This window comes from Cyclobacterium sp. SOCE241, assembly GCF_056867545.1.
This window is the reverse complement of the sequence record NZ_CP149779.1, coordinates 3,859,195-3,882,991: the sequence shown is the minus strand read 5'-3', so window position 1 is coordinate 3,882,991 and position 23,797 is coordinate 3,859,195. Positions and strand designations below refer to the sequence as shown.

General features: G+C 36.3%; 20 protein-coding genes and 4 pseudogenes. 1 reads left to right on the top strand and 23 read right to left on the bottom strand.

Annotation, left to right across the window (positions count from 1 at the left end):
- Positions 1 to 476 precede the first annotated feature (476 nt).
- The 4 genes and pseudogenes from secDF to WG932_RS19355 all read right to left on the bottom strand — a co-directional run bounded on the left by secDF (position 477) and on the right by WG932_RS19355 (position 5,328).
- Positions 477 to 3,433: pseudogene (secDF, locus tag WG932_RS19370) on the bottom strand (protein translocase subunit SecDF).
- A 109-nt stretch (positions 3,434 to 3,542) separates the two neighbouring features.
- Positions 3,543 to 3,920 (bottom strand): hypothetical protein, encoded by a 378-nt coding sequence (locus tag WG932_RS19365; protein WP_483085074.1) that lies wholly within the window; start codon positions 3,918 to 3,920, stop codon positions 3,543 to 3,545.
- A 160-nt stretch (positions 3,921 to 4,080) separates the two neighbouring features.
- Positions 4,081 to 4,710 (bottom strand): uridine kinase, encoded by a 630-nt coding sequence (gene udk / locus WG932_RS19360; protein WP_149394802.1) that lies wholly within the window; start codon positions 4,708 to 4,710, stop codon positions 4,081 to 4,083.
- Positions 4,711 to 4,750: 40 nt separating this feature from the next.
- Positions 4,751 to 5,328: pseudogene (locus tag WG932_RS19355) on the bottom strand (non-canonical purine NTP diphosphatase).
- A 332-nt stretch (positions 5,329 to 5,660) separates the two neighbouring features.
- Between WG932_RS19355 and WG932_RS19350 the strand changes: the two are divergent.
- Positions 5,661 to 6,133 (top strand): annotated as a pseudogene (locus tag WG932_RS19350) (LOG family protein).
- Between the two features lie 688 nt (positions 6,134 to 6,821).
- Here the strand turns inward: WG932_RS19350 and WG932_RS19345 are convergent.
- From WG932_RS19345 to WG932_RS19255, 19 genes and pseudogenes are all read right to left on the bottom strand, one after another.
- Entirely contained in the window at positions 6,822 to 7,106 is a 285-nt protein-coding gene (locus WG932_RS19345; protein ID WP_483085073.1) for an acyloxyacyl hydrolase, read from the bottom strand.
- Between the two features lie 11 nt (positions 7,107 to 7,117).
- Positions 7,118 to 7,507 carry a hypothetical protein gene (locus WG932_RS19340; RefSeq protein WP_483085072.1) on the bottom strand — a complete coding sequence of 130 codons (390 nt, stop codon included), beginning with the start codon at positions 7,505 to 7,507 and terminating at the stop codon, positions 7,118 to 7,120.
- A gap of 3 nt (positions 7,508 to 7,510) precedes the next feature.
- Entirely contained in the window at positions 7,511 to 8,359 is an 849-nt protein-coding gene (locus tag WG932_RS19335; RefSeq protein ID WP_483085071.1) for an endonuclease/exonuclease/phosphatase family protein, read from the bottom strand.
- A 394-nt stretch (positions 8,360 to 8,753) separates the two neighbouring features.
- The gene (locus WG932_RS19330) at positions 8,754 to 9,314 is read right to left on the bottom strand and encodes a dihydrofolate reductase family protein (protein WP_339680275.1); all 561 of its coding nucleotides are present in this window, start codon (positions 9,312 to 9,314) and stop codon (positions 8,754 to 8,756) included.
- An 81-nt stretch (positions 9,315 to 9,395) separates the two neighbouring features.
- A complete protein-coding gene (locus tag WG932_RS19325) occupies positions 9,396 to 9,623 on the bottom strand; it encodes a hypothetical protein (protein ID WP_483088691.1) in 228 nt (75 codons plus the stop codon).
- A 35-nt stretch (positions 9,624 to 9,658) separates the two neighbouring features.
- Complete coding sequence (locus WG932_RS19320) at positions 9,659 to 9,925, bottom strand: GNAT family N-acetyltransferase (protein WP_483085070.1); 267 nt, start codon at positions 9,923 to 9,925, stop codon at positions 9,659 to 9,661.
- Between the two features lie 422 nt (positions 9,926 to 10,347).
- Positions 10,348 to 11,073, bottom strand: coding sequence for a nucleoside hydrolase-like domain-containing protein (locus tag WG932_RS19315; RefSeq protein ID WP_483085069.1), 726 nt, complete (start codon positions 11,071 to 11,073; stop codon positions 10,348 to 10,350).
- Between the two features lie 14 nt (positions 11,074 to 11,087).
- Positions 11,088 to 11,744, bottom strand: coding sequence for a DUF1593 domain-containing protein (locus WG932_RS19310; protein ID WP_483085068.1), 657 nt, complete (start codon positions 11,742 to 11,744; stop codon positions 11,088 to 11,090).
- A 550-nt stretch (positions 11,745 to 12,294) separates the two neighbouring features.
- On the bottom strand, positions 12,295 to 12,426 hold the full coding sequence (locus WG932_RS19305; RefSeq protein WP_262895858.1) for a hypothetical protein: 132 nt from the start codon (positions 12,424 to 12,426) through the stop codon (positions 12,295 to 12,297).
- Positions 12,427 to 12,595: 169 nt separating this feature from the next.
- Positions 12,596 to 12,781 carry a hypothetical protein gene (locus tag WG932_RS19300; protein ID WP_149394798.1) on the bottom strand — a complete coding sequence of 62 codons (186 nt, stop codon included), beginning with the start codon at positions 12,779 to 12,781 and terminating at the stop codon, positions 12,596 to 12,598.
- 497 nt (positions 12,782 to 13,278) lie between these two features.
- A complete protein-coding gene (locus tag WG932_RS19295) occupies positions 13,279 to 13,677 on the bottom strand; it encodes a hypothetical protein (RefSeq protein WP_483088690.1) in 399 nt (132 codons plus the stop codon).
- Positions 13,678 to 13,679: 2 nt separating this feature from the next.
- On the bottom strand, positions 13,680 to 14,309 hold the full coding sequence (locus WG932_RS19290; RefSeq protein WP_483085067.1) for a DUF7151 family protein: 630 nt from the start codon (positions 14,307 to 14,309) through the stop codon (positions 13,680 to 13,682).
- A gap of 155 nt (positions 14,310 to 14,464) precedes the next feature.
- On the bottom strand, positions 14,465 to 15,094 hold the full coding sequence (locus tag WG932_RS19285) for a ferric reductase-like transmembrane domain-containing protein (RefSeq protein WP_483085066.1): 630 nt from the start codon (positions 15,092 to 15,094) through the stop codon (positions 14,465 to 14,467).
- A gap of 556 nt (positions 15,095 to 15,650) precedes the next feature.
- The gene (locus WG932_RS19280) at positions 15,651 to 15,962 is read right to left on the bottom strand and encodes a hypothetical protein (protein WP_483085065.1); all 312 of its coding nucleotides are present in this window, start codon (positions 15,960 to 15,962) and stop codon (positions 15,651 to 15,653) included.
- Positions 15,963 to 15,974: 12 nt separating this feature from the next.
- Positions 15,975 to 16,277: a hypothetical protein gene (locus WG932_RS19275; protein ID WP_149394794.1), complete on the bottom strand. Its 303-nt coding sequence runs from the start codon at positions 16,275 to 16,277 to the stop codon at positions 15,975 to 15,977.
- Between the two features lie 600 nt (positions 16,278 to 16,877).
- The gene (locus WG932_RS19270; protein WP_483085064.1) at positions 16,878 to 18,254 is read right to left on the bottom strand and encodes a BNR-4 repeat-containing protein; all 1,377 of its coding nucleotides are present in this window, start codon (positions 18,252 to 18,254) and stop codon (positions 16,878 to 16,880) included.
- A 1,358-nt stretch (positions 18,255 to 19,612) separates the two neighbouring features.
- Positions 19,613 to 20,331: pseudogene (locus WG932_RS19265) on the bottom strand (efflux RND transporter permease subunit).
- On the bottom strand, positions 20,223 to 22,709 hold the full coding sequence (locus WG932_RS19260) for an efflux RND transporter permease subunit (RefSeq protein WP_483085063.1): 2,487 nt from the start codon (positions 22,707 to 22,709) through the stop codon (positions 20,223 to 20,225). Before WG932_RS19260 ends, WG932_RS19265 begins: the two are co-directional and overlap by 109 nt.
- 5 nt (positions 22,710 to 22,714) lie before the next feature.
- Complete coding sequence (locus tag WG932_RS19255) at positions 22,715 to 23,785, bottom strand: efflux RND transporter periplasmic adaptor subunit (protein WP_483085062.1); 1,071 nt, start codon at positions 23,783 to 23,785, stop codon at positions 22,715 to 22,717.
- Positions 23,786 to 23,797: the final 12 nt, after the last annotated feature.

The window sequence follows — 23,797 nt, the reverse complement described above, 5'->3', positions numbered from 1 at the left end:
AAAGGTGCTGATTACCCCCTATTAGCAAGAAGCCCAGGATGGTGGGGAATACTGTTTTTTGAAGTTGACAACTGAAGGGTAGCTGGCTAAACAGCACCAACATGGCTGTAGGCCTTACATATACATATAACAGATTGTATAACAAGAGGTTTTCATTACCGCCTTTATTGGAATTGGACCATATGATTACGGAAAGTAATTCTGTAAATAGAATAAATAATACCAGAAAGTTTATCTTTCTATATTCTTTAGGATGGAAGCCCAAAAACAAATAAAGTGTGGCAAATAGAATCCCAAGGATTAATGCGATGGAATAGAATGACATTTGCATAAGACAACATGATATGTATGCAAGGTATCAATAACTAAAACTTCAATCAATACCGTGTTCAGGGTATTTAATCTGCATTTATAAAGAAAAAGAGCCATTCTACTTAAAGAATGGCTCTTTTGTGTAAAAAAGTGGGGTATTCGGCTTATTTCACCGGAACTTCACTTTCACTTTCAATCTCTTTTTTCATTAAATCCACAACCACCGGAGTGGCGATATAAATGGAAGAGTAGGTACCTACCAATACACCTATCAACAAGGCGAAAGAGAATCCTCTTAACACTTCTCCACCAAATATCAACAAGACAAGTACAACAATTAATGTAGTTGCTGATGTTATAAGAGTTCTGGCCATGGTTTGGTTAATTGCATCATTGAACATCTTGACAATTTTATTTGTACCTCGATTAGCAATATTCTCCCTTATCCTATCAAACACAATTACAGTATCATTTATCGAATAACCAATTACTGTCAACACGGCGGCAATGAATACTTGGTCGATTTCGAAAGTTGCCCCAAAAGCACTTGCAATTGCGAATGCGGCAATAACGAAAAAGGTATCATGAATCAAAGCGATAATCGAAGCAAGTGAGAATTGCCATTTTCTAAACCTCAATAAGATATAAAGGAAAATGGCTATAGGGAAAAGAACATCGCCTCTAAAGAGGAGTTTTTGATATCATCTGCCACTGTTGCACCTACCTTATTTGACCCGGTGATTGAGAAATCATTGCCGGAAAGTTTGGTGGCATCTTCCAGGTAACTAAATCCGGTTACTGCAGCTATTCCGTTCCTAACCTTGTCTTCAACTTCTCTGTTGGCTTCATCATTGTCTTCGTTTACCAAATAGGAAGTGGTTACTTTTAGTACATTGTTTGCACCGTAGGTTTTGACTTCTACAGCACCATCAAATTCACTATCTAGTCCTACTTTTAATTCAGAAGCAGGAACTGATTCGCTAAATTCAACGACATAATATCTACCACCTGTGAAATCAACACCAAATTTGATACCTGAGGTTAAGGCCAGAATCATCCCAATTACAATAATACCTGTAGAGATCAAATAAGCTACCTTACGCTTTCCTAAAAAGTCTATGTTAAGGTCACTGAATAAGTTTTTAGCAAATGGCGTGGCGAAAGAAATATTGCTCTTCTCGCCTTTTTTACTCATCCAATAAACAATCACTCTGGTGATAAACACAGCAGAGAAGAATGATGAGGCGATACCTATCATCAATACAATCGCAAACCCTTTAACCGGACCTTGACCCAATGCATAAAGTATGGCACCTGTAAGGAAGGTGGTTACGTTTGAATCCAGAATGGCACTGAATGCTTTGTCATAACCACTGCTAATTGCTTGCAAAATGCCGGCCCCATTTTTCAGCTCTTCTTTAATTCTTTCGAAAATAAGCACGTTGGCATCAATGGACATACCAATGGTAAGAACAATACCGGCAATACCCGGTAGGGTTAAGGCTGCTCCTAACTGAGCAAGGATACCAAGAATAAAGAATATATTGAACAATAAAGCTGCGATGGCAACAAAACCGCCTTTAGAATAATATGCGATCATAAATAAAACTACCAATACAAGACCTGCAACCATTGAGTTGATGCCTTGATTTCTAGCTTCAACACCCAAAGTAGGTCCTACAATGGCTTCTTCCACAATATTTGTAGGAGCAGGCAACGTACCGGATTTCAATATATTGGCCAAATCCTTGGCTTCTTCCATAGTAAAATTCCCGGTAATTTCAGATTGTCCTGAAGGAATTTCTCCCTGTACTGTAGGTGCAGTGTAAACATAATTATCTAACACAACTGCAATTCTTTTACCTATATTTTCAGCCGTCAATTTTCTCCATCTCCTTGCTCCTTCAGCATTCATTTGCATACTTACAGCAGGTCTTGAAGTTTGATCCAATGATTGTCTGGCATCTGTAATAACGTCTCCTTCTAAAGGAGCTTGATCTGTTCCACGAGGGGCTTTGATGGCATGCAATTCCAGCAAGTCCATTCCGTCTTGCACCTGAGGCTTAACAGACCACATAAACTTCACGTCTCTTGGTAACAAGGCTTTTACATCTTCTCTATTTAAAACCCTGTTGATGGCAATGGTATCTCTTAATTCATAAACAAGTCCATAATTTGCTTTCAACAATGCAAAAATTGGAGAGGCTTCAGTCCCTAATGAATCGGCATCTGTGGCGCCTTCAGCCAGTTGCTTGGCAAGGTCGCTTTCCAAATCAGTAGTATCTGAAGAAGTCGTTGTTTCCGCAGCGGGGCTTGATGCCTTTTGGTTTTTGGCTTCCTCCACAAGGAATGCATTTACTTGTTGTAGGGCATCACCAAACTCATCGATTTCGGCGACTTGCCAGAATTGTAATTTGGCCACACCTTGAAGAAGGTTTCTTACTCTTTCTGCATTGTCCACACCAGGAAGTTCTATTTGAATTCTACCTGTGTTCTGAATTCTTTGGATGTTTGGCTGAGAAGTTCCAAAGCGATCAATTCTAGTTCTTAGGATATTGAAAGATCGGTCGATGGCATTTTCTACTTCAGTATCAATGATGCTTAAAATTTCGGCATCGGAAGTTTCTAAGGAAATTCTACCTCTATTGGCTGCAGTAGCAAAAATTGTATTCAGGGCTTTGTCGCCTGCTTTTTCTTGCCATGCTTGATAAAAAATGTTTACAAATTTATCATTAACCGTCTTAGAACGCTCTTTTGCTTCTTCCACGGCTTCGTTGAAGACCTGATCCTTGCTGCCTCCTGCTAGTCCTTTTACAATTTCCACCGGAGATACCTCCAATGTAACATGCATACCACCCTGAAGGTCCAATCCTAAGCCCAGTTCAGTGTTTTTTACTTCTTGGTAGGTAAATGGGATGCCTAGAAAATTATATACAGGCTCTCTCCAAACAGAGTCAAGATAGGTTTGTCTCTTGTCAAAATCTACGTTGCCTGAGGCATCAGTTGCATAAGTAGTGGCTTTCTCATGTACATTGTTTGATACCAATGTAAATGATAAATAATACAGACATAGGGCTGTAATGACCACCGTAAAAAAAACGATTATCCCTTTGTTTTTCATGATTGTTGATTAACTATTAAATGTTGTATTTGATTTCAGTTGTAGAATTTTTCATTTGAACCCATGATTCAATTTTGGTAACAAATGAAAGTAGTGAGCAGGGGCTTACTCAGGGGGCATTGACAGAAATAATCTGTTCAAAAAGTATTTTGAATAATTGATTGTATTCGAGGTCAGTACCTAATATGAAATTGGTTTGGGGCAGCGCTGCGACAATGATTTCATAAATAAAATGGTAAATGAAATCAAATGCATACAGTACGAAAGGCACAACTGCATCAATATTCGAATGGATAAAGGTTTGGTTGTCCTCTGCCGGGCTTTCATCGTTTGTGGAGGAAAGATCCAATTTGACTTCGAGTGACTTGTCTTGGCTGTCAAGGCTGACAACAATCTCCGAACTGGAAACAAATACGCAGAAAAGCATTACAATCAGTAATGTTAGCCTTTCGCGCATCAATCCTTTATTTTTCCTCTTCAGTTTCATGGGTTGCAAATATAAAAAAGTTTTTCAATTCCTGTTAAGCTGTCCTTTTTAATTTTTTCTTCGAAAGGCGCTGTAATACAGTTGATTATGTTTGGTTAAAAGGAGGTTGTAGAAATGCAGGTCTACTTTGACACTTAAAATTCGAGATTGAAGCAAAGAATCAGGACTTGTAGTCTCCTATTTTGGACCGTAAAAAGGTTTTGATTACATCTAAAGCCTTATCAAAATCACTGTTATTGGGAACAATTAGATCTGCATCTTGTTTGAAGGGGGCAATGTACTTTTCGTAAGTAGGCATGACATGTCGCTCATAGCGATACAGTACATCGTCGAGGTCATACCCTCGTTCTACTTTATCTCTTACAATTCTTCTTTTTAGTTTGATATGATCTTTGGCGTCTATATAGACCTTTAGATCCAATAAATTTGCCAACTCAGGGTAATATAGCACAAAAATCCCTTCAACTACCACCACAGGTGCCGGAGAAAAGGTTAGCATTTTTGGCTTCTTATTGGGATTGTTAAAGGTGTATTCCTGCCGGTTTATGGTATGACCCTCCTGAATTTTTCGAATATCATCTGCATATTGCTCGAAATCAATGGAATTGGGGGTGTCGAAATTATGAATACCCCGATCATCCATCGGCTGTTGATGCCTGGGTTTATAATAGTTGTCTTGAGAGATCAAGCAAACTTGACCCGGCTCAAAAGAATGCAAAAGCTTGTCTAAAAAGTGGGTTTTTCCTGAAGCACTTCCTCCGGTGATTCCTATGATGAATGGTTTGGTCATAAATCGGTAATTAGGTGGGTCTAACAATGTCAAGCAGCTCCTAAGCTTTCTCTTTTAGAAAAGAGGCCAGCAGCTTTACTGCCTTTCCTCTGTGGCTGATGGTGTTTTTTCCTCCATGCTTAATTCCGCAAAGGTTTTTTTATAACCCAGGGGCCTAAAGATAGGGTCATACCCAAAACCACCTTCTCCGGATCGTTTGTCAAGCAATTCTCCTTCTGCCTTCCCTTCAAATGCCCACTCATTTTCGCCGATTATCAAAGCAATAATGGTACTAAAAGCTGCATTTCGCTCTTCCTTGCCTCGCATATTTTCTAATAAAAGATCGACATTTCGCTCATCGCTTCTTGGTTCTCCTGCATATCTGCCGGAAAAAACACCCGGGGCACCATCTAGAGCCTCTACTTCCAGACCGGTATCATCTGCGAAGCAGTCTACCCCATAATGGGTTTTGACGTAACGGGCTTTTTGAAAAGCATTGTCTTCTAGCTTGTCACCGGTTTCAGGTAATTCCTCATTACACCCGATTTCCTTGAGAGAGACAATCTCGAATTCTTCCCCCAAAGCAGCCCTTACTTCCTTTAATTTTTTCGAATTATTTGTCGCAAAGCAGATTTTCATGATGTAAAATTACTTTAGCTTTTCCATAAATCTTCCCATAAACCTACTTTTTTGATTGAAAAGAATTTTTTAGGACCTTTTTTTATCCAAAATGAGCCAATTATTAAGTTAATAAGAGGTTAATTTAATTTAAACCCAAAATCAATTTCTTTCCGGCATTTCCGTTATAAGGGCTATCAAAAACAATTTTTAGAGAATAGGAGGTTATATTTGGAGGAGACAAAGCATCGGGTTGAAGCTGAAAATTTAATCAAGCGTATAAAGAAAAAAATAAGGGAAATAGGTAGTAGAAATTCTAGCCTTACCCTCAATTCCAAAATCAGTTAATAAATATGTTTCCATTAAAAAACATCACAGTCTATTGTGGATCAAACAAGGGAATTCTACAAGAATATTCAGACCAAGCCAAAGCCCTGGCCAAAGAGATGATAAAAAGGGAAATTGGGCTAGTTTACGGTGCAGGAAAGGTTGGGCTTATGGGGATTATTGCCGATGAGATGCTTGCCTCTAAAAGTCCTGTGTATGGTATAATTCCTCAAAAACTTGTTGACATTGAAGTGGCCCATCAAGGTTGTACAGATTTAATTGTAGTGGAAACAATGAGGGATAGAAAATGGCTTATGGCCGAAAAAGGGGATGGCTTTATTGCGATGCCGGGGGCATAGGCACATTGGAGGAATTGTTTGAAGTCATGACGCTCAACCAGCTAATGTACATCCAAAAACCACTTGCCTTATACAATGTGTCCGGCTATTACGACAAATTACTGGATTTTTGGCCCATGTTGGTGAACAAGGCTTTTTAAAACCGGACCAGTTGAAAAATGTAATTGTGGCAGATGATCCGGTGAATTTGCTGGATAAAATGGAAGCTTTTGAGCCTACAGGTATTCCTGATTGGCTTCGAAAGAAAAAACAATAGGAAGGTATTGAAAGGTTTAAACATCTGTTTAAGGCCAAAGCCAGCCACCAATTGTGCTTTTCAAAATTCTGCAAATCCTTGGTATAAGTCCTACTCTGTATTCATTACAAATGGTCTGCGCATAGCCTCAGGTTGCTGAATAGGTTTTTCTAGCAGGATGAGAAAAGAGGAGTCATTGGTAATAGACAGACTTTGTCCAAGTTACACTTTTATGAGTTGGAGGGCTTATATTTCTTTGCCGTCTACCTCATACTGTTCCAAACCTCCCTGTTTCTCCAAGAGAATCACTATAATTTTTGCCAATGGTTATTGTTTCACATCCTCTATGTGGGTGGAAAGGGAAACCAAGTAAACCGTGGTGTTGTGGTCACCTGTCCGCTGTAGCACCTGTTTATTTTTACAATAACTATTTTCATCTAAAGTTTAAGCTCACTTTATAGGTAAACAGCGGCTTGGCTATATTTCTTTGGTATATTATTTACTGAAAATAAGACTTCTAAACTTTTTATGTCGAAAGAGTGGATAAAAGCTTCTTTTAGCTATCTATGTTAGAGTTATACTTTGGAGTGATTTTATTTTAATCTGCTAGCATAGCTAATACTAAATCCATTTCCATCATAGCCTGGATTTGAATCACCAATCCACCCATTATTCGATTGATGAAAATTACCATAACCGGCGCGTATTTTGCTGTTATTTTTTAATGTATATTCGATACCCAGTTGGGTAGAATGGTTGAAGGTAAATTTGGTGCCATTGTAAGGGAATTTTTCAAAACCCGAGAAAATTCCGGTCCCATATTCGATATAAGGACTAATACGATTTTTGCCAAATAAATACCAACGGTAATATGTCATTAGCCCTAGCCCTAAACCAAATCTATCTTTGCTATGAATAAAGGGGTTTGGTCATTCCATTGTTGGATATTAAATTCTGCAGATAATGAAAACCAACTAGCTACCCTATGTTCAATCCCAATATTTTGGTGCCATACATTTTTTAACCCCCAGGCATACTCGTTATTCATTCCCGCTCGTCCTAGATAATAATTTATATTTTCATGGTTTTCAAAAACAAATTCTTCAAGGCTATAAGAAATGATTGCTAACCCCATCACACCTATAAATGTTTCTTGACTAGTTAAAGTTGATGGTAGTGGAGGAGTAAATCCGGGAATAGTGGGCCAGTCATTTTTGCTCTGAGCATTAAGGTTATGGACACTAATTATCAATAAAAAGATAGCGAATATTTTTTTCATGCTTTAGTTATAGTTGAAATGAGAAATAATAGGGTAATGGTCAGATATAAATGGGACGCCATAATCTTTTACGATGGTTTTGTAGGATTCTGCGGTTGTGTTTTTATAGAATAGAAAATCTATATTTCTATTTAAATACCATCTCCCAAATGCATTAAATGATTTATTATAATCACTTCTTTTCGCAAACCTTTGTGCACTAAAATAACTTTCTTTTATTGGAGAAATTCTTGAATTACCGATAAGCATATTGAAATCTCCTGTAATAAATATTGGAGCATCACTTTCTGCTATTTCGCTTATTTTTTCAACGAGAAGTTTACTTGACTCACTTTGAGATACTTTTCCTAAATGGTCAAAATGTGTATTGAAAAGATATAAGATCTTATCTTTATTAATGTCCTTGAATTTTGCCCATGAACAAATTCTTATATTATTTGCATCCCATCCTAAAGAGGGGATATCGGTGGTTTCACTTAACCAGAAATTACCATTATCAATGAGTTCAATATCATCCGAATTGTAAAATATGGCCGCATATTCACCGGATGAATGCCCATCATCACGACCAACTCCTACGTATTCATAGTTTAATAAACTATTATTTAGGTAGTTTACCTGGTTGTGTAAACCTTCTTGAATTCCGAAGATGGATGGCTGAATTTCTTCTAGCATGGAGACACAGGCCTCTTTTCTATTGTCCCATTGATTCTCTCCATCTTCAGGTTCATCGTATCGTAAATTAAATGACATAACACTTATATCGGCTTGACCTTCATAGTCATCAATTTCTAAAGATTCGCAGCTAATGATTATTAGGAATACAATAGTTTTCAAAAATGATTTCATCATATCAATTCAAATTTTTAAATATTCGGTATAGTTAACCTGTATAAGGTTTCTTCAAGTAGAATACAGCAATAGATTACATTCTTCGAAGTAGAGTCCATCCCATTGACGATTTAAAGAAGGGATATGTCCTAGGTATTTGAAAAAATTGTGCGCTTCATTGAACGCAGCATCATTGTTTTATATCAATTTCGATGTTAAGTCTTTATGCATTTGTTGATTACGCGAAAGGTAAATTTACAAAGCTAATTTCCTTTGACTTGGAATTTTTTTGAAATGCTTTCATTGCGGATTGAACCTTGAAAAAATAGAAGCTTTGAGCAAGTTCTTCACGTTTAGCTCAAGCTTGATTTTTTGGGAAATTATTTTCTTTCTTTACATAAACTATATTTATTCGCTATTCATAATTCACCGAATATTTTACTTGGATAAAATCATTTGGGAAAGTAATTGCACTGGCTTTTTCAAGTTTTATGTCCTTGAATGTTTTTCCAAATAAAGGAATCCCTTCTCCCAATAAAACAGGAATTTTGGTTATGATTATTTCATTGATCAACTGAAGGTTTATAAACGACTGAATGGTTTTCCCTCCGTCTACATAGGCATGTTTGTAACCTTCTTTTTCCAATTTATCGACCAAAGAATGTATATCTCCGGCATACATTTCTACTTTTCCTCTGAGGTTTTCCGGTGGTTCTGTCAATGTGCTACTTAATACCACTATACGCGTGTCTCCATAAAACCATTGCTCAGGAGTCAAGTTCATTTCGGAAATCACCTCCATGCACTTCCGTCCCATGATCATACAATCCACAGCATTCATATAGGCTTTAAACCCCATATCTTCTGTCCCCATGTCAGCTTCCAAATTACCAGCTGTATGTAACCAATCCACATTTCCATCCGGTTTAGCAATAAACCCATCAACACTTGTAGCTATAAATACAGAAAATTTCATTTTTTAACTTATTATTTTATGGTCTAAATCAGGCTAGATGATAGTAATATAGCAGTTGACTTAGAATTGAGGATAATTTTTTTACGCTATAAACTCTTTTGGGTATTGAACTAGACCATTTACATCTTTTAATCCATTCATTATTAATTCAACGGCCATACAATTTTCTATTGGTACTTCGAAAGGTAAACTTATTCCAAAATGGTCTGCTTGTTTGTATCCAAATCTTGGATAATATTTTTCATGCCCTATTAAGATAACCGATTTGAAACCTAATTCTTTAGCCTTTTTATGTGCCTCTCTTACCAGTTGTCCACCAATTCCATTTCTTTGATATTCGGGAATTACCGAAAGGGGGCAAGAGCTAAAGAGTCAAATCTATTTCTCCCATTTTTTATTTTCAATTTGCTCAGTAAAATATGGCCAACAATTTTCTTCTCAATTTCAGCTACCATTGAAAGTTCTGGAACAAAAGCTTTTGATTTTCTCAATCGTTCTACCAAAAACTGCTCTCTGTGGTCGCTTATTTTCACCTGTTTGAATGCTTTTTCAATAAGATTAAAGACTGTTTCAAAGTCTTCTGGATTTTCTTTTCTTATAATCAATTCCATTGGTTGCCGAACTTTTCTATGCTGCTATCGATCATTTGAAATATCAAACTAAATAACCCAATCATTAAATTCCATCCTTCTTTGATTTTTTCCTTTTCAACTGATAAAAGTACATAAACCGCAAATTGAATAACCCATGTGGAATTAAATTTTCTTGGGCGTTAGGTTACACCACCTTCTAAACATCCATGTACAACTTAATTAGATTTTTTTCAATTGCCATGTATAGTTAGATTTGCAGTAAGATGGTTGTCTGTTTTTAGTCCATATAAGTATTTATGTTTAAGGATTAATTCCCTAGCTTTCCTAAGTAACGGATTCTAAATATTCCGCCACTGGAAGGTCAGATATATTATAACGGGCTCTTGAGCATTGATATTCAACCAATGAAAACTATTAGTAATCTTTTCCTATCTAATTTATTATTTTGGAGTGATTATTATTCGCCGATAACTTGTAAGTGATGGCATTCCCTTATCGGTTACTTCGCAAATAATATGAATGGTTTTACCCGCAGAATCAGATGGTAAGTCAATTAAAATTTTATCTAAATTCTTATTTTCAATGGCGACCTTGCCCGAATAAGTGCTTGCAGCTGACATTACCCACCATTTGAATGCCAGTGGGTCATTTTCCGGATCTAAAGATTTTGAAGCATCAAGAACAATAGTTTCTTCAACTTTCTTTTCTATATGAACTAAATCAATCCCCACATTTCCATTTAGAGCGATTATTGGGTTTCGATTTCCTTTACCTTCGGAGGCCCAATCCATTCGAGCGGCAAAATTATTAAAAGTGGCAGAATAAAAATAAGACGCATAGTTATTGCAAATTTGCTTCGCTTTTCCTTTATGGTTATTATAGGCAAAGGTAGAATCATCAGGTGAAATCCCCCATTCAAAATAACCTCCCCAACTGACTTGATTGGGAACAAGAGGGTCGTTTAAGCCATTAGGCATTAGGTATAAGAAGGATGGGGTATCGCCTTCAACACCGTATTTATACTTCGGATACAATTTTCCGAGATTTCCATGGTTTTGTACGTGCTGAGCATATTCATCCCAATTTCTTTTTCCGTTACCGTTTTGGTATTTCCATGCGCACTCATCCCAAAGAAATTTTAAGTCTTTTTCAAATTCTTTTCTCATCCATTGATGCGAACTTATTTGGAAAGGAGTCCCCCCTTGTAGGACCTGTCTTGGTCAGTTATAGCGTAAGTTGGTATTTTGTGCAAAAAAGCTTTTAATTCATCTTCGCTGCTGTTTTGCTGAACCTGCCAAATGGATTGTGCCAAGGTATTTCCGCCTCCCCAAAGCAAGATCCAAAGAGGGCGTTTATCTTTTTCATTTGCAAGGTTAATAATTAAGTTACTGCCATCAGATATATTGTTTATGCCAATTTTATCAATTCCCCTTTGTTTGCTACCAAAAACTGTATGTTGCCTTAAATAATCAGGACTTGGCCAATACCCAATTATTTGTCGGGTTTCATCTTTATTAAATGCAACCTGATTAGAACGTTTTTTGAGATTTGGCAAATCCTTTTCATAGGCATCAATGGCATCATGGATCAAGTTAATAAAATCATCGCGCAGAACCTCATGACTCCATCCTGTAGTATAAATTATCCCTTCAATCTCAAATAAATCAGCATGAACAAGAAGCCTAATCAAGGATTCGCTATCATCGGTTTCCCATGTGGAAACATCGGTTAGCACAACAATGCGAGGTTTTAAAATTTCTTTGTACCTATTTTCTTGACCAAATACCGGAATTACTATAAAAATTAAAACGCCTAATTTCAAATTTCTTAAAATCATATTTTTACATTTCACAGCCAATATTTCTTTTATTAGTGCACCGATACCATGGAAGCTACACTTTTGGATGCTGGAGCTTCAAATTGTTTTAGGCTCTTGATTCTTTATAAGGGAGTTGAAGTTGATTTTTTCCGTTTCCCCTGCCCTCCTTTAATAATTGTTTGCGCCCGGGATAGGTATTCTGCTATTGAATATACCAAATTATAACTATTAAGTGAAAGTTAGCTATGCGAGAGCATTCCGGATTGATTTAGGAAAAAGCTTTCATCGAGAATCTTTTTAATCACAATGGCTGCTGGGGGCATCAGGAAATAGGTTACTAAAAATGTTCTTCTCATTTAACGGATAAGTTTTCCCTATTCAAAATTTTACCTTTTAGTACTATGTTTTCAATAGTGTTATAGGCCTCGATTTCTTTTAAAAATTTTTGTCCTTATAGGCAGCTTTCCGAGTGTTATAGTCACTAAACTTGTGATCACTGCTTAATGAAAAATTCCTCAGCCATGGAATAGTCGATAAATCAGGCGGTATTTAAAAAATTAATCCATAATTAAGAGGTATGCATAGCCAATTTGTTTTTGGTTTCTTTTCTCATGATAAAGACTAGAACTCCGGATATTAGTGCAATTAAAGAAGAAATCAAATGAATCAATCCAATGGTGTTTCCTACTAAGTTTTCCATTTAATTAATGATTAGTTTTTGATGCTCAAATTCTAAAACCCACTTATTCTCTTCGATGTCTATAAGGATTAGGGTACGACTGACTTTTCAAATTATCACAGTATCAAACTTTTATAGCTTTTGCTTATTCCATTCTCCAAAGGATGATACTTCTATAAAAATAATCAAATTAAATCATTTTGTTTTTCACTTCCTGTTTAAGTTTTCTTAAGGCAGTCAATAAATTTTCTTCTTTTCTTGCAGAACTGTCCCCAATTGTTTGAGTTTCGGTTGGGGTTTGGGTTACCCTAATATTTTTATAATTAGCATCACTTACAAATAATTCATCCGAATTATCACTTATTGATTGTACCAAATGCTTGATAAGGTTGTTATCTCCGAAAAATTTGGTTAGACTATATTTTTCATGTTGTATTATTTTAAATGCAAAACTGTTTCTGTTTTATTATAATCAATTGGTAAAACCTTTGCAGCATAATATCAACCTACAGGCAGTTCTTTTTATTATATGTTATGATTTACTTAATACTTGTGTGAACAAATAAATTTAATCACTTTTTATTTACTTTTAGACAGCTATCATCATGTCGACCTACATCCTTGTAGTTACTGAAATAGGCTTCTTACACACGCTTATGAGCAAGAAGTCTCGACTTGGATTAATTACAGGAGTTAGCACCTAACCAGATATGCACACGCCAATCTGTAAATTCGAGGAGATTACCTGACAAGACCAAAACAAGTTATTGCTCATAGCCTATATAGAAAAATAGTTTTTTTAATTATCCATTTTTATAATTAAATAGGGGATACCACTAGATGAGAACTCTCCATCAATCTCTGAACTTAATCTTATTCCCAAAACAATTTTATGGTCTGGAAGATAGTCAATAATATTATCCGTCGATAGACTCTCTTTAAATCATAAATATTATTTGTCCTAATGAGTGTATTGGATATTGGAACACCATCTGTAATGTTGTACAATTCTAGTAATGCGTAATTATTGTTTTTAGCAACATGTGGGTCGGATTCAAAAAATATAGCCCCTACATTTTTAAAATTACTTTTGGTAAATGTTATTCCCGAAACTATAACAGGTGTGGAGCTTGTAGTGTTGGCACTTGAACCTATGCCATCCGCGACTTTTAACCTAATTTCTTCATTTATTACTCCATCTGTTTTACTACAGACATATTTTGTTGTATGTATTTCGTTATCATCTAATAAATTGTTTTTATTTGAGTCAATTCCTACTTCAATTTTAATCCCCCATTCTCACACATTATACCTTCTTTTTCATCAGTAATGTTAATTAGGCTTAAGTTGCCATCTAGACCATTACATGTATAGGTGGTGTATTGAACCTCACTATCATTTAATTCCCCATTACTGTTTTTATCCAGTCCATATTCTATTTTTAACCCTCCATTTTCACAGTTCAAACCTGAGTTTTCATTGGTGATTTTGGTTAAACTAGTATTACCATCAATTCCATTACATACAAATGTAGATGACATAATCTCGCTATCATCTAAGATGGCATTGTTATTAGTATCTATCCCGGAATTAATTTTTATACCACCATTTTCACAGTTTTCTCCCCTTGGTTCAGTTATTACAGAGGTGAGACTATTGCTTCCATTAATCCCATTGCAGACATATTTTGTATTTTGAATTTCGTTATTTTCAAGTATTCCATTTGAGTTGTCGTCTAAACCGGCTTCAATTCTGAGACCACCATTTACACAATTACTCCCACTCATTTCATCCGAAATATTTATTAAACTGTTGATTCCTTGTATACCTTGAGGACCGTCTTCTCCTACACAAGCAATAAATAGCATAATTGCAGATAGGTGAAAAAGTTTTGTTTTTTTCATGAATTGATATTCCTTAATGGATTGTTTAAAAAATTGTATGGTTAAAGGTATCTTATTGTTACCAGAGAAAAAAGGGTTAAGGCAACGAAATACTTATTTGCAGTGTTTCAGGTACAAAAATCTTTTTGAATTTGGTATTAATTTCTCAAGTAATCCTATAAAGTATTGACCCTCCTTTTTTTTCGAAAAGCAAGTAGCCTTTCTTTCACAATTGGGGTTCTGATGGTAAACCCTACAATCACGATTACTGCATAAATTAACCAAGTCTTTTCTAAAATCGCAACATGCATCAAACTCAATATAATGGCTATATAAGCCAGACTTTGTAACTTTTTCCATTTTGATTTTAGCCACTTCATGGACTTTCGATTAGAAGTGAAAAACAATGGAATTAACATCAATACTGCAATAAATCCAGCGATATAATTGAATTGTGAAAAGGTCTCGAGAAAACCCTCTGCCCAGATAAAAAAGATGAAATGCAAGAAACTCCAAATGGCAGTTGCAATCCCCATGGCTTGTCGCACATAGAGATTGCTAACCCCAAATAAAATATAGAAAGGCGTCAAAGTCAAAACAGCGGTCATCCAGCGAATGGCAAATTCGCCAGTAACATGATATAGCATCTCTAAAGTTGTCCTACTTCCTTCTCCTGTACCTTCCACTAAAGTGATGGAAAAGCCATTGGTAAAATCAAGATTTATCATTCTCAAAATGACAAACATGGGTAGTATTGCCAATATGGCTACAATTATCCAACCGTAATTTTTACTTATAAATTTCATTTTGTATTTTTTTTAATTGAAATCGAAATTACTTTTCCAAAGCCTCTGACTAGCGTCATGTTAACCGGCTGTAGGGAATTTTATAATGACCATTGCCCTATTTTTGATCCTGATTTATTATCAATACTCCCAAAATAGCCGGGTTTTTGAGAGAAAGATCAGGTTATATTTTATGAAATTCGTTTGTAATTCAATGATTTCAATATTGATGGGTAAATCTATATTATTCCCAAAGAATACCCCAATTTGTGATTCAAGTAATATAAGGTTATCTGTATCATTATTGCTAAAAACCATACCCCTGATGAATCATTTAAGCCATCTTTCAATAGGCTTCCTGTGGCTGTGGTTGGGTCGCTTAATTCCACTTTATATACTTTCCAAAGTTACCGGCCAGGCCAGTAGCATTATTTTCTGCATAATAAAATGTGTTGTTTCCGGCCAAAGTGATACCGTCAGCATCGATTAAACTTTTTCCTGAAATAGACACTTCTTCCAAAGTTCCGGGGGTACCATTGGATACTGGTAGGTACCAAAATTTCCCGCCCTAAGCAATTTAGAATCCTCCGCCGTTGTTATGAATAACTCCTCCAAGTCCTCCGGCAGAAGGCACCCAATCAGTAGTATTCGTGTACCAGTTGGCATCTATATTATCGGTCGATGGGTCTATTTGTATTATTCTTGCGGTTGGGTTCCAGTCGCATACGTAATACTTACCATCCACTATTTGTACCGAATTGCCAATTGTATTTTCTGGAAGTGCCCACTCATTTGTTTTGGAACCTGTGGCCAAAATGTATTCAACCAATATACTAGGCCCATTTATTGTGATGTCTTGAAAATTGGGATTGTTTAGAAGGTTTAACAATACTGCCCCATCTTAAGCCAAGCCCCAACGTGAATAGTAACCACTTTCTGCGCTAACAAATTCTTGAGCAATTGCCGTTTCTTGGCTTAAATCTATTGATTTAATGGTTCCATCTCCAAAACCACTGACAAAAATGGTATTGTTAGCAAAAACCACATCTTCCGGGAAGAAATCATTGTCTTCAATACTTATGTTGGTGGGGATATAAAGCTCCGCAACAGGGGTCGCCAATTTATCATCTTCCTCACATGAAAGAAAAATTGTGGAGGTGAAAATCGCTAAGAATAAGAATTTTATATTTGAATACTTCATCATTTTATTTTTTTAATGCTTTGATAATGTTAATTAATCAATTGATGGTGCAAAGATGAAGTGGCTTTGCAATATTGTTATTATCAAAGTGTAATCAATAATGGTAAAAGTGAAACCAATCTTAATTTTTCCGTCAAAATTTAGGTCAAATGGCCTAAGATTTTTACTTAAAGCTAAAATCCCTAATGGCTGTTATGCGTTAAAGAACTTAATGATAATGGTTCGTTCTTCCGGTTCAGTTTTGAAAAGGGGATGTAAATTATCTAACATGACTTCCTTGTTTTTGGATATTTATTTTCAAGCTTTCAGATATTCCGGCGCATATTGACCTCTTTCTTGAAACTCTTTTTCTGAATTCAGATTGAACCCGAAATATGCAATAGTCAGGGCAAAGAAATCCTATTACATAATCCGGGTTGAATGAAATCGAATAGATTAAGGTGTTTTATCGGATCAACTTGATTAGTCAGGTACCAAAAGGGGCATTATTAGCGTTTATTTCATTTTAAACGTATACAATTCAGGTTTGGCAAACTCACCATCCATTTGTTGGGGAAGACGGTAAACATTGCCCTCTTTATCACAGAAATATAATCTTGATTCTTAAGGTTCGCGTCCGTGTCCATCTGCCCAAAAAGCGTAGAAATCAGGATTCACATTTACAGGACGCCTAGCATAACTATGATTGTACTTGCTATTCCAGGTTAACATTTTCAGTTTTGTCCAGGTTTTACCCTGGTCTTTGCTGTTCCACATTTCCATTTCCCCACCAGTATTGTAATCTTGTGGTCCCATTGCTGTGGGGGCGATTACTCTCCAGCTTCCATCCTCATCTACATAGATAGAACCTCCATCATAGTTATTTCCTGCTGGTGTGAAATATTGGATTTCCCACTGGCTCCCATTCCACCAGGCGGTATGCCACATCCTGGGCCCATGAACGGGTCCCGGTAAAGGGCCATTACTTGTTTTGTATAAGATAATGGGTCTTCCTTCCCTATCGAAATTTAAATCGTCAATGTAAACATTGCGATCTTCGGCATCATAATCGTGTATCAAAGCTTTATTGGATACATCTGTTAGTGGCAAATCTATAGCGGAACCGTCGATAGTCTTCCAGTTTTCTCCAAAATCATCCGACTGAAGATAATACAGGTTGGTTCGGAAGTCCAATCCACCTCTTACTTTTCTGTCGGGGTGGTACATGAAAGTAGTACCGATTCGCTTTCCCTGATTGGCACTTGTTTGGTAGTGCCCACTCCCCAATAGGGACAAGTCTTTCCATTCAGACCAATTTACTCCGTCCTTACTTCTCATCCAGGAAATTACACGACCACCAATTTGTTCATAATGTGTGAAAAGTCCAATAAAACCATCTGAGTCAGAGTAGTAAATTTGCATGTAAGAAAAATTATTCAGCGGTACTTTTTTGCCATCCACAGTTTTAGTAGCCGGTATCAACTCAAATTCGGAAATGTCGTAAGGTTTTACACTCCTATGAATAAAAGCAGGTCTTTCGACCCCGTGGGCAGTCGAAAAAATCCATATGTAACCCTCTTTGTCCACTTGTATCACAGGGTTGTCGTGGGCATCCTCGGTGGCTTTGTCTAGAACGATGGTGGGAGGCGGTACTTGGCCTGTCTTGTGATCAAAATAGGAGACCATGTGTAGCAAGGTTTTTCCGTTTTGGTCGGTTCCACCGTAGCAGAAAAAGGTTTTGCCCACTTCTTCTACATATACTGAGAAAGGGTATTGTGTAGCACCATAAGTCCCTAGTCCCCCGCTATATTTATACTTGTATTGGTTGGTGACCTTTCCGGCCTGCCCGGCAGTATTGATATAGTACCAAATTCCTCTATATCCTTCAGCTGGCTCATTAATTAATTTGGCTTCCCCGTAAATTTCGCTCTGCGACTTCACCGAATTGAGCCCTAAAACTATCCAGAATGATAATAGGATTGTCATTTTAATTACTTTCATAATTTTTTATAGTCTATTTTGGTTTATTTGTTAAATATTTTTCTTTGAACGAATCCTGCTATGGTAGCTGGCATTTATAAATATAAAAGAGTAAAAACCATTCTACAAAGGCCTCCTAGATGAAGGGGCTGGTGTTGAATTCTAAGCCTACCTTCTGAGCTTCAATTATGAATGGTTTGTGGTCTTCATAGGCCTCTTCTAGTTTTGAGGGTAACAGACACCTATCATTTTCCCTATTACTATATCTTCCGTACTGTTCAGATGTCGAATTTAGATTTCTTTCAATTATTTCACTTTTCGCCTCACGTATTGTTTTACCTTTATTTGCTGAAATAACTTATCTATTTTTTTCAATTCTACAATCGCAAAAACAAAGCAATAGTAAAATTCTGGTTAATTTAAAAAAAAATGATTTTTATAGTGTTATCTAATATTGGACTCAATTGTATATATAAGTTTAGTCAAGAAGATATGTATAAATTGACTACCCAATCTTTTGAAATTAGCAAAAGGCCTTTTAATACGTGCTAAAATCGCTTTTAAATCAGCCATTTTATTGGTGATTTAAGATTGCAATACTTATCATATACCCTATTGCATAATCTGGGTTTATTTTTGTCCGTTAAACTAAGGATTTCCTTTTCTTAATGAATCTGATAGTTGTTAACAACACTTCAAGGACATTTCAATCAATATTTTTAGAATTTGTTTTCTTTTTTTAACAGCTGCGAGCGGTTACGTTATAAAGCGGTGCCATACTGCAGGATGACTATGATTTTAGCCATGGTGTGCCTTATATTGTGATTATGGTCAAAAAATTGATCGTTCCAATGGATGAAAAAAACTGTGTCGAATTCTTTTGGTAGGTTAGGCACTGTTTCTTCATTATTCCTAAAGCGAAGGAGTTCCCACTTTAATCGGAGTAAGACTTGTTCCGTTTATCAAGATCACACTGAAAACCATGAATTCCGTAAAGGGAAAGGAATCAAAATGGCAGGGATATCAGAGAATAATGCCAGGGTTAAGGGCCAATTTATGGGAGGATTTTCTCCTTATGGAGGTAAATCTTGGAAAAAATCAGCTTTCAACGAACCTAAGTGTAAGAAGAGCATTGAAATAGCTTTACTTTTTATCCCATATCAATCAATGTTTAAACTATTAGGATGAAAAACTTGTAATTGTATGCATATATGGTTGTCAAATTATTTTTTCGAAAAGCAAAAAATAATTGATTTTTCAGTTTTAAAACTCTTCTATATTATCTTAAATTCCTGCTGAAACACTCATCATTTTTTTAGGATACTGAGCATATATAGAAATTGAAGTCTTTCCAAGATGACACAACTAAATAAAAACGCCTAGTCTCTTTTTTTATGTTCTGCTTTACGGTACACCCAATAAAATACCTGTGGTAATACGGTTAAGGAAAGTATCATACAAATAAGCAATCCGCCTACGATCATAATGGCTAAGGGTTTTTGAATTTCAGAACCCATCCCTGTAGAAAGTGCAGCAGGCAATAGCCCTGTTGACCCCATCAGGGCGATCATAACTATTGGACGAATGCGACTATAAACACCATCTGAAATGGCTTTTTGTAAGCTCATTTTTTCATATTCTCTTTCATGATTGCAATTAGGATGATGCTGTTTATGGTATTTACGCCAAAAAGGATTATAAAACCAATACCTGCAGAAATTCCAAATATGGTTTGTGTAGCCCAAAGTGAAACAAAACCACCAATGAAAGCATAAGGGATAGTGCTTGCGGCAATGAGGGTGTCTTTAATCGTTCCAAAGTTGAAATAGAGTAAGAATAAAATCAACAATAAAACCGCAGGAACAATAACAGCCAATTGTTTACTTGCTCTTTCTTTACTTTCAAACTCTCCTGCCCAAACCATTTTATTGGCTTTTGGTAATTTTACGTTTTCGGCTACTCTCTTTTTGGCTTCTTCTATAGTGCTTCCTAAATCCCTTCCCTCAATACTAAATCCGACTGCGATGTAGCGACTGCTCCCTTCCCTGTAAATAAAAGTAGGTCCCGTAATGAAATTAATAGTTGCAATTTCACGCAAGGGAATCTTTTAGCATTTAAAGTAGGAATCAGTATTTCTCCAATCTTTTGTTGATTGTCTCGGTATTCCTTTTGAAATCGAATACGCACGTCAAACATCCGCTCATTTTCATAAAAAGTTGTTGCAGCCCTTCCACCGATAGCCATTTCAACCACTGACTGCGCATCTTCCATCGAAACACCGTATTTCCCCATTTTGCTTTCGTCTAATTTGATTCTCAACTCAGGTAAACCAATATTTCTATACACGTTCAAATCTGTAATTCCTTCTACATGCCTGATGTTATCTGCAACTTGGTCAGCATATTTTTCCAATTCAAAAAGGTCATCACCAAAAATTTTTACAACCAATGAGCTTTTTACCCCTGCCACATATTCTTCCACATTATCCTGAATAGGTTGGCTAAACCCGAATACAATACCGGGATAGACTTGTAAATGCTTGCGCATTTCTTCAATCAATTCTTCTTTGTTGATATTGCGTTTCCATTCTTTTTCAGGAAATAACTGAATATGAAATTCATTGTTGAAAAATCCTGTAGGATCTGTTCCGTCATTTGGTCGTCCTGTTTGTGTCAATACAAATTTCACTTCTTCAAAGGCCCTTATTTTACTTTTCATTTCTTTGGACAACTTTACAGATTCTTCTAAATTCACACTGTTGGGCAGTGTGGCGCGAACGTATAATGCTCCTTCATTAAGTTTTGGAATAAACTCTGTTCCATAAAATAAAAACCCTATTGTACATACAGTTAAAATCGAAGCAAAACCAAGTAGTGTAGCTTTTCTTTTCCTATTACTCCATAAAAAGAGTTTGTAAAGGTTGTTGCGGAAAAAGCGAGAAATAATATTTTCTTTTTCAACAATGTTTTTGGTCAGTAATACCTTACATAATGCAGGAACGTAAGTGATACTTAAAATAAGTGAACCGAGTAAGGCATATCCCAATGTAAAGGCCAATGGCGAAAACATCTTTCCTTCCACTTTTTGAAAGGAGAAGATCGGCAATAAAGCAACAATCAAAATAATTTGGGCAAATACAATATAAGTGGCCACACTTCCGGCACTCTTTTTTATGATTCCCATTTTGCCTATGCGATTGAATTTTGCCATTCCCAATTGGTGAGCCTTCTTTTCCATGGACACATATACAGTTTCTACAATCACCAATGTTCCTTCCAACAATAGGCCGAAATCAATTGCCCCCATTGAAATCAAATTTGCAGGCAAGCCTTGAATACGTAGCATCATTAATGCAAACAAGAAAGAAAGCGGAATTACCGAAGCTACAATTATCGTGGTTCTCCAATTGAACAGAAATATGAACACAATGATGGAAACCAATATTATACCTTCGATCAGGTTTTTACTTACAGTACCTACAGTAGCATCTACTAATTCTGTTCGGTCTATGAAAGGTTCAATCTTCACATCCTTTGGTAGTACCTGCTCATTTAAATCGGTTATTTTTTCCTTTAATTTTGAGATTACATCACCGGGATTTTCTCCCCGAAGCATCAGGACAATTCCTTGTACCAAATCATCATCATCCTGTAAGCCTACCTGCCCCAGCCTAGGCTTAGCCGATATTTTTACTTCGGCTACATGTTTCACGAGAATAGGGGTTGATCCCCTCACCTCAATTAATATATTTTCAATATCTTCAGCACTTTCTAATAACCCAACTCCACGCACAACATAGGCCTGTGAACCTCTTTCTATAACATCACCTCCAACATTGATATTGGTTTTAGATACTGCTTCAAACACTTCTAAAGGAGACAAGTCATAATTGGCCAATTCCGTAGGATTGATTTTGATTTCGTAAATTTTTTCTTCACCGCCAAAACTTACTACATTGGCAACACCCGGAACAGAAACTAATTCTCTTTCAATTACCCAATCCTGAATAGCTGTTATTTCCTTTATTGGTCTGTCGCTTTTTATCACATAGCGGAATATCTCGCCTGTAGCCCCAAAGGGTGGTTCAATTTCTGCTTCAGCCCCTTCAGGTAAATCAATTCCTTGTAATCTATTGGCAGCGTATTGCTGTGCATAAAAATCATCGATTCCATCTTCAAATATGACGGTGACAACAGATAGACCAAAAAGTGATATGGAACGAACTTCTGCTTTTTTAGGGATGGTATTCATCTCCTTCATTATGCGAAGTGTAACAAATTTCTCAACTTCTTCCGCACTTCTACCCGGCCATTGGGTGATGATTCTTGCTCTTGTATTGGTTACATCAGGGAATGCTTCGATGGGTGTATTGATGTAACTGATAACCCCTGCAATAATCAACAAAGCTGTAAGAAAGAAAACAATGATTGAATTCTTTAATGAAAAAGCGACTATACCCTGAACAAATTTTTGCATCTTTATTAGTCTTGAAAGTTTTTAATTTGTTCATAGATAAGTAGATGGTTTTTGGAGATGATTTCTTCATTCACATTCAAACCGTCCGAAAGAAAAGTAACCCCTTTGCTTTCTGTGAGAATTTCTACCTTTCTTATTGAAATTTCACAGTCATTTTTGTAAACAACCACATAATTTTGATTGTTGTCGAAAACCATTGTGGAAGTTGGAATACTCAAGGCTTCAGCTTTATGTTCCTTTAGAGCCGTTACATCTACTATCATTCCGGGTTTTAATTTTAAATCGGTATTGGGCAATACAACTCTTGCTTTCAATACTTTTGCTTCTACATCTAAAACTTGGGAAATAATGCCTATTTCACCCTCAAAAATTTCATCCGGATATGAAAGAGTTTGTAGGTTTACTCGCATTCCTGATTCAATATTCTCCACATCTGTAGCATATATATTTACCAATACCCAAACTTCACTCAGGTCAGAAATGGTAAACAATGGCTCTCCTTCGGCTGAAATTTGCATTCCTGCTGTTATGGATTTATCGGTTATAATACCTGTGGTAGGGGATTTAATTTGAAAAACACCTTTTTTGGGACTTGCACTAAACAAACTTAGGTTAGTATTTATCCTTTCCTTTTCAGCTTTTAATACCTCCAGTTCACTTTGTGCTTCCATTAAATCTTTTTGCGAAGCAATGTTGTCATCAAACATAGATTGTAGCGATTGTAACTTTTTCTCTGCTACCTTGATTTGTGATATTATGGTTTTGGATTGGGATTGGAGCTCAGATAATTCTGTGCTTCTCAATTCTGCCAATACTTGGCCTTTGGTAACTTTATCTCCCAATGAAAAAGAGGTATTGGAAATGATCCCGCTTACCAAACTAACAAAATGAATTACTTTGTCCGGATTGGGTTCAATAATTCCCGTAAGTAAAATTTCTTCGGTTACAAATTGCGTTTTTGGCCGGTCCAATTCAATCTTGGTCTTAAGACTTTCCTCTATACAATAATTATCGTTTTCAGCAACGTTGCTTTGCTCCTCAGAATTGGAACAACTGCTTAGAAAAATGGCTGCCATCAGACAGCAAAT

Coding starts and splice junctions, on each gene's coding strand:
- WG932_RS19365 (WP_483085074.1), bottom strand. CDS start 3,920: ATGAAACTGAAGAGGAAAAATAAAGGATTGATGCGCGAAAGGCTAACA.
- udk (WP_149394802.1), bottom strand. CDS start 4,710: ATGACCAAACCATTCATCATAGGAATCACCGGAGGAAGTGCTTCAGGA.
- WG932_RS19345 (WP_483085073.1), bottom strand. CDS start 7,106: ATGACATATTACCGTTGGTATTTATTTGGCAAAAATCGTATTAGTCCT.
- WG932_RS19340 (WP_483085072.1), bottom strand. CDS start 7,507: ATGAAAAAAATATTCGCTATCTTTTTATTGATAATTAGTGTCCATAAC.
- WG932_RS19335 (WP_483085071.1), bottom strand. CDS start 8,359: ATGATGAAATCATTTTTGAAAACTATTGTATTCCTAATAATCATTAGC.
- WG932_RS19330 (WP_339680275.1), bottom strand. CDS start 9,314: ATGAAATTTTCTGTATTTATAGCTACAAGTGTTGATGGGTTTATTGCT.
- WG932_RS19320 (WP_483085070.1), bottom strand. CDS start 9,925: ATGGAATTGATTATAAGAAAAGAAAATCCAGAAGACTTTGAAACAGTC.
- WG932_RS19315 (WP_483085069.1), bottom strand. CDS start 11,073: ATGAGAAAAGAATTTGAAAAAGACTTAAAATTTCTTTGGGATGAGTGC.
- WG932_RS19310 (WP_483085068.1), bottom strand. CDS start 11,744: ATGATTTTAAGAAATTTGAAATTAGGCGTTTTAATTTTTATAGTAATT.
- WG932_RS19305 (WP_262895858.1), bottom strand. CDS start 12,426: ATGGAAAACTTAGTAGGAAACACCATTGGATTGATTCATTTGATTTCT.
- WG932_RS19290 (WP_483085067.1), bottom strand. CDS start 14,309: ATGAAAAAAACAAAACTTTTTCACCTATCTGCAATTATGCTATTTATT.
- WG932_RS19285 (WP_483085066.1), bottom strand. CDS start 15,094: ATGAAATTTATAAGTAAAAATTACGGTTGGATAATTGTAGCCATATTG.
- WG932_RS19275 (WP_149394794.1), bottom strand. CDS start 16,277: ATGATGAAGTATTCAAATATAAAATTCTTATTCTTAGCGATTTTCACC.
- WG932_RS19270 (WP_483085064.1), bottom strand. CDS start 18,254: ATGAAAGTAATTAAAATGACAATCCTATTATCATTCTGGATAGTTTTA.
- WG932_RS19260 (WP_483085063.1), bottom strand. CDS start 22,709: ATGCAAAAATTTGTTCAGGGTATAGTCGCTTTTTCATTAAAGAATTCA.
- WG932_RS19255 (WP_483085062.1), bottom strand. CDS start 23,785: ATGGCAGCCATTTTTCTAAGCAGTTGTTCCAATTCTGAGGAGCAAAGC.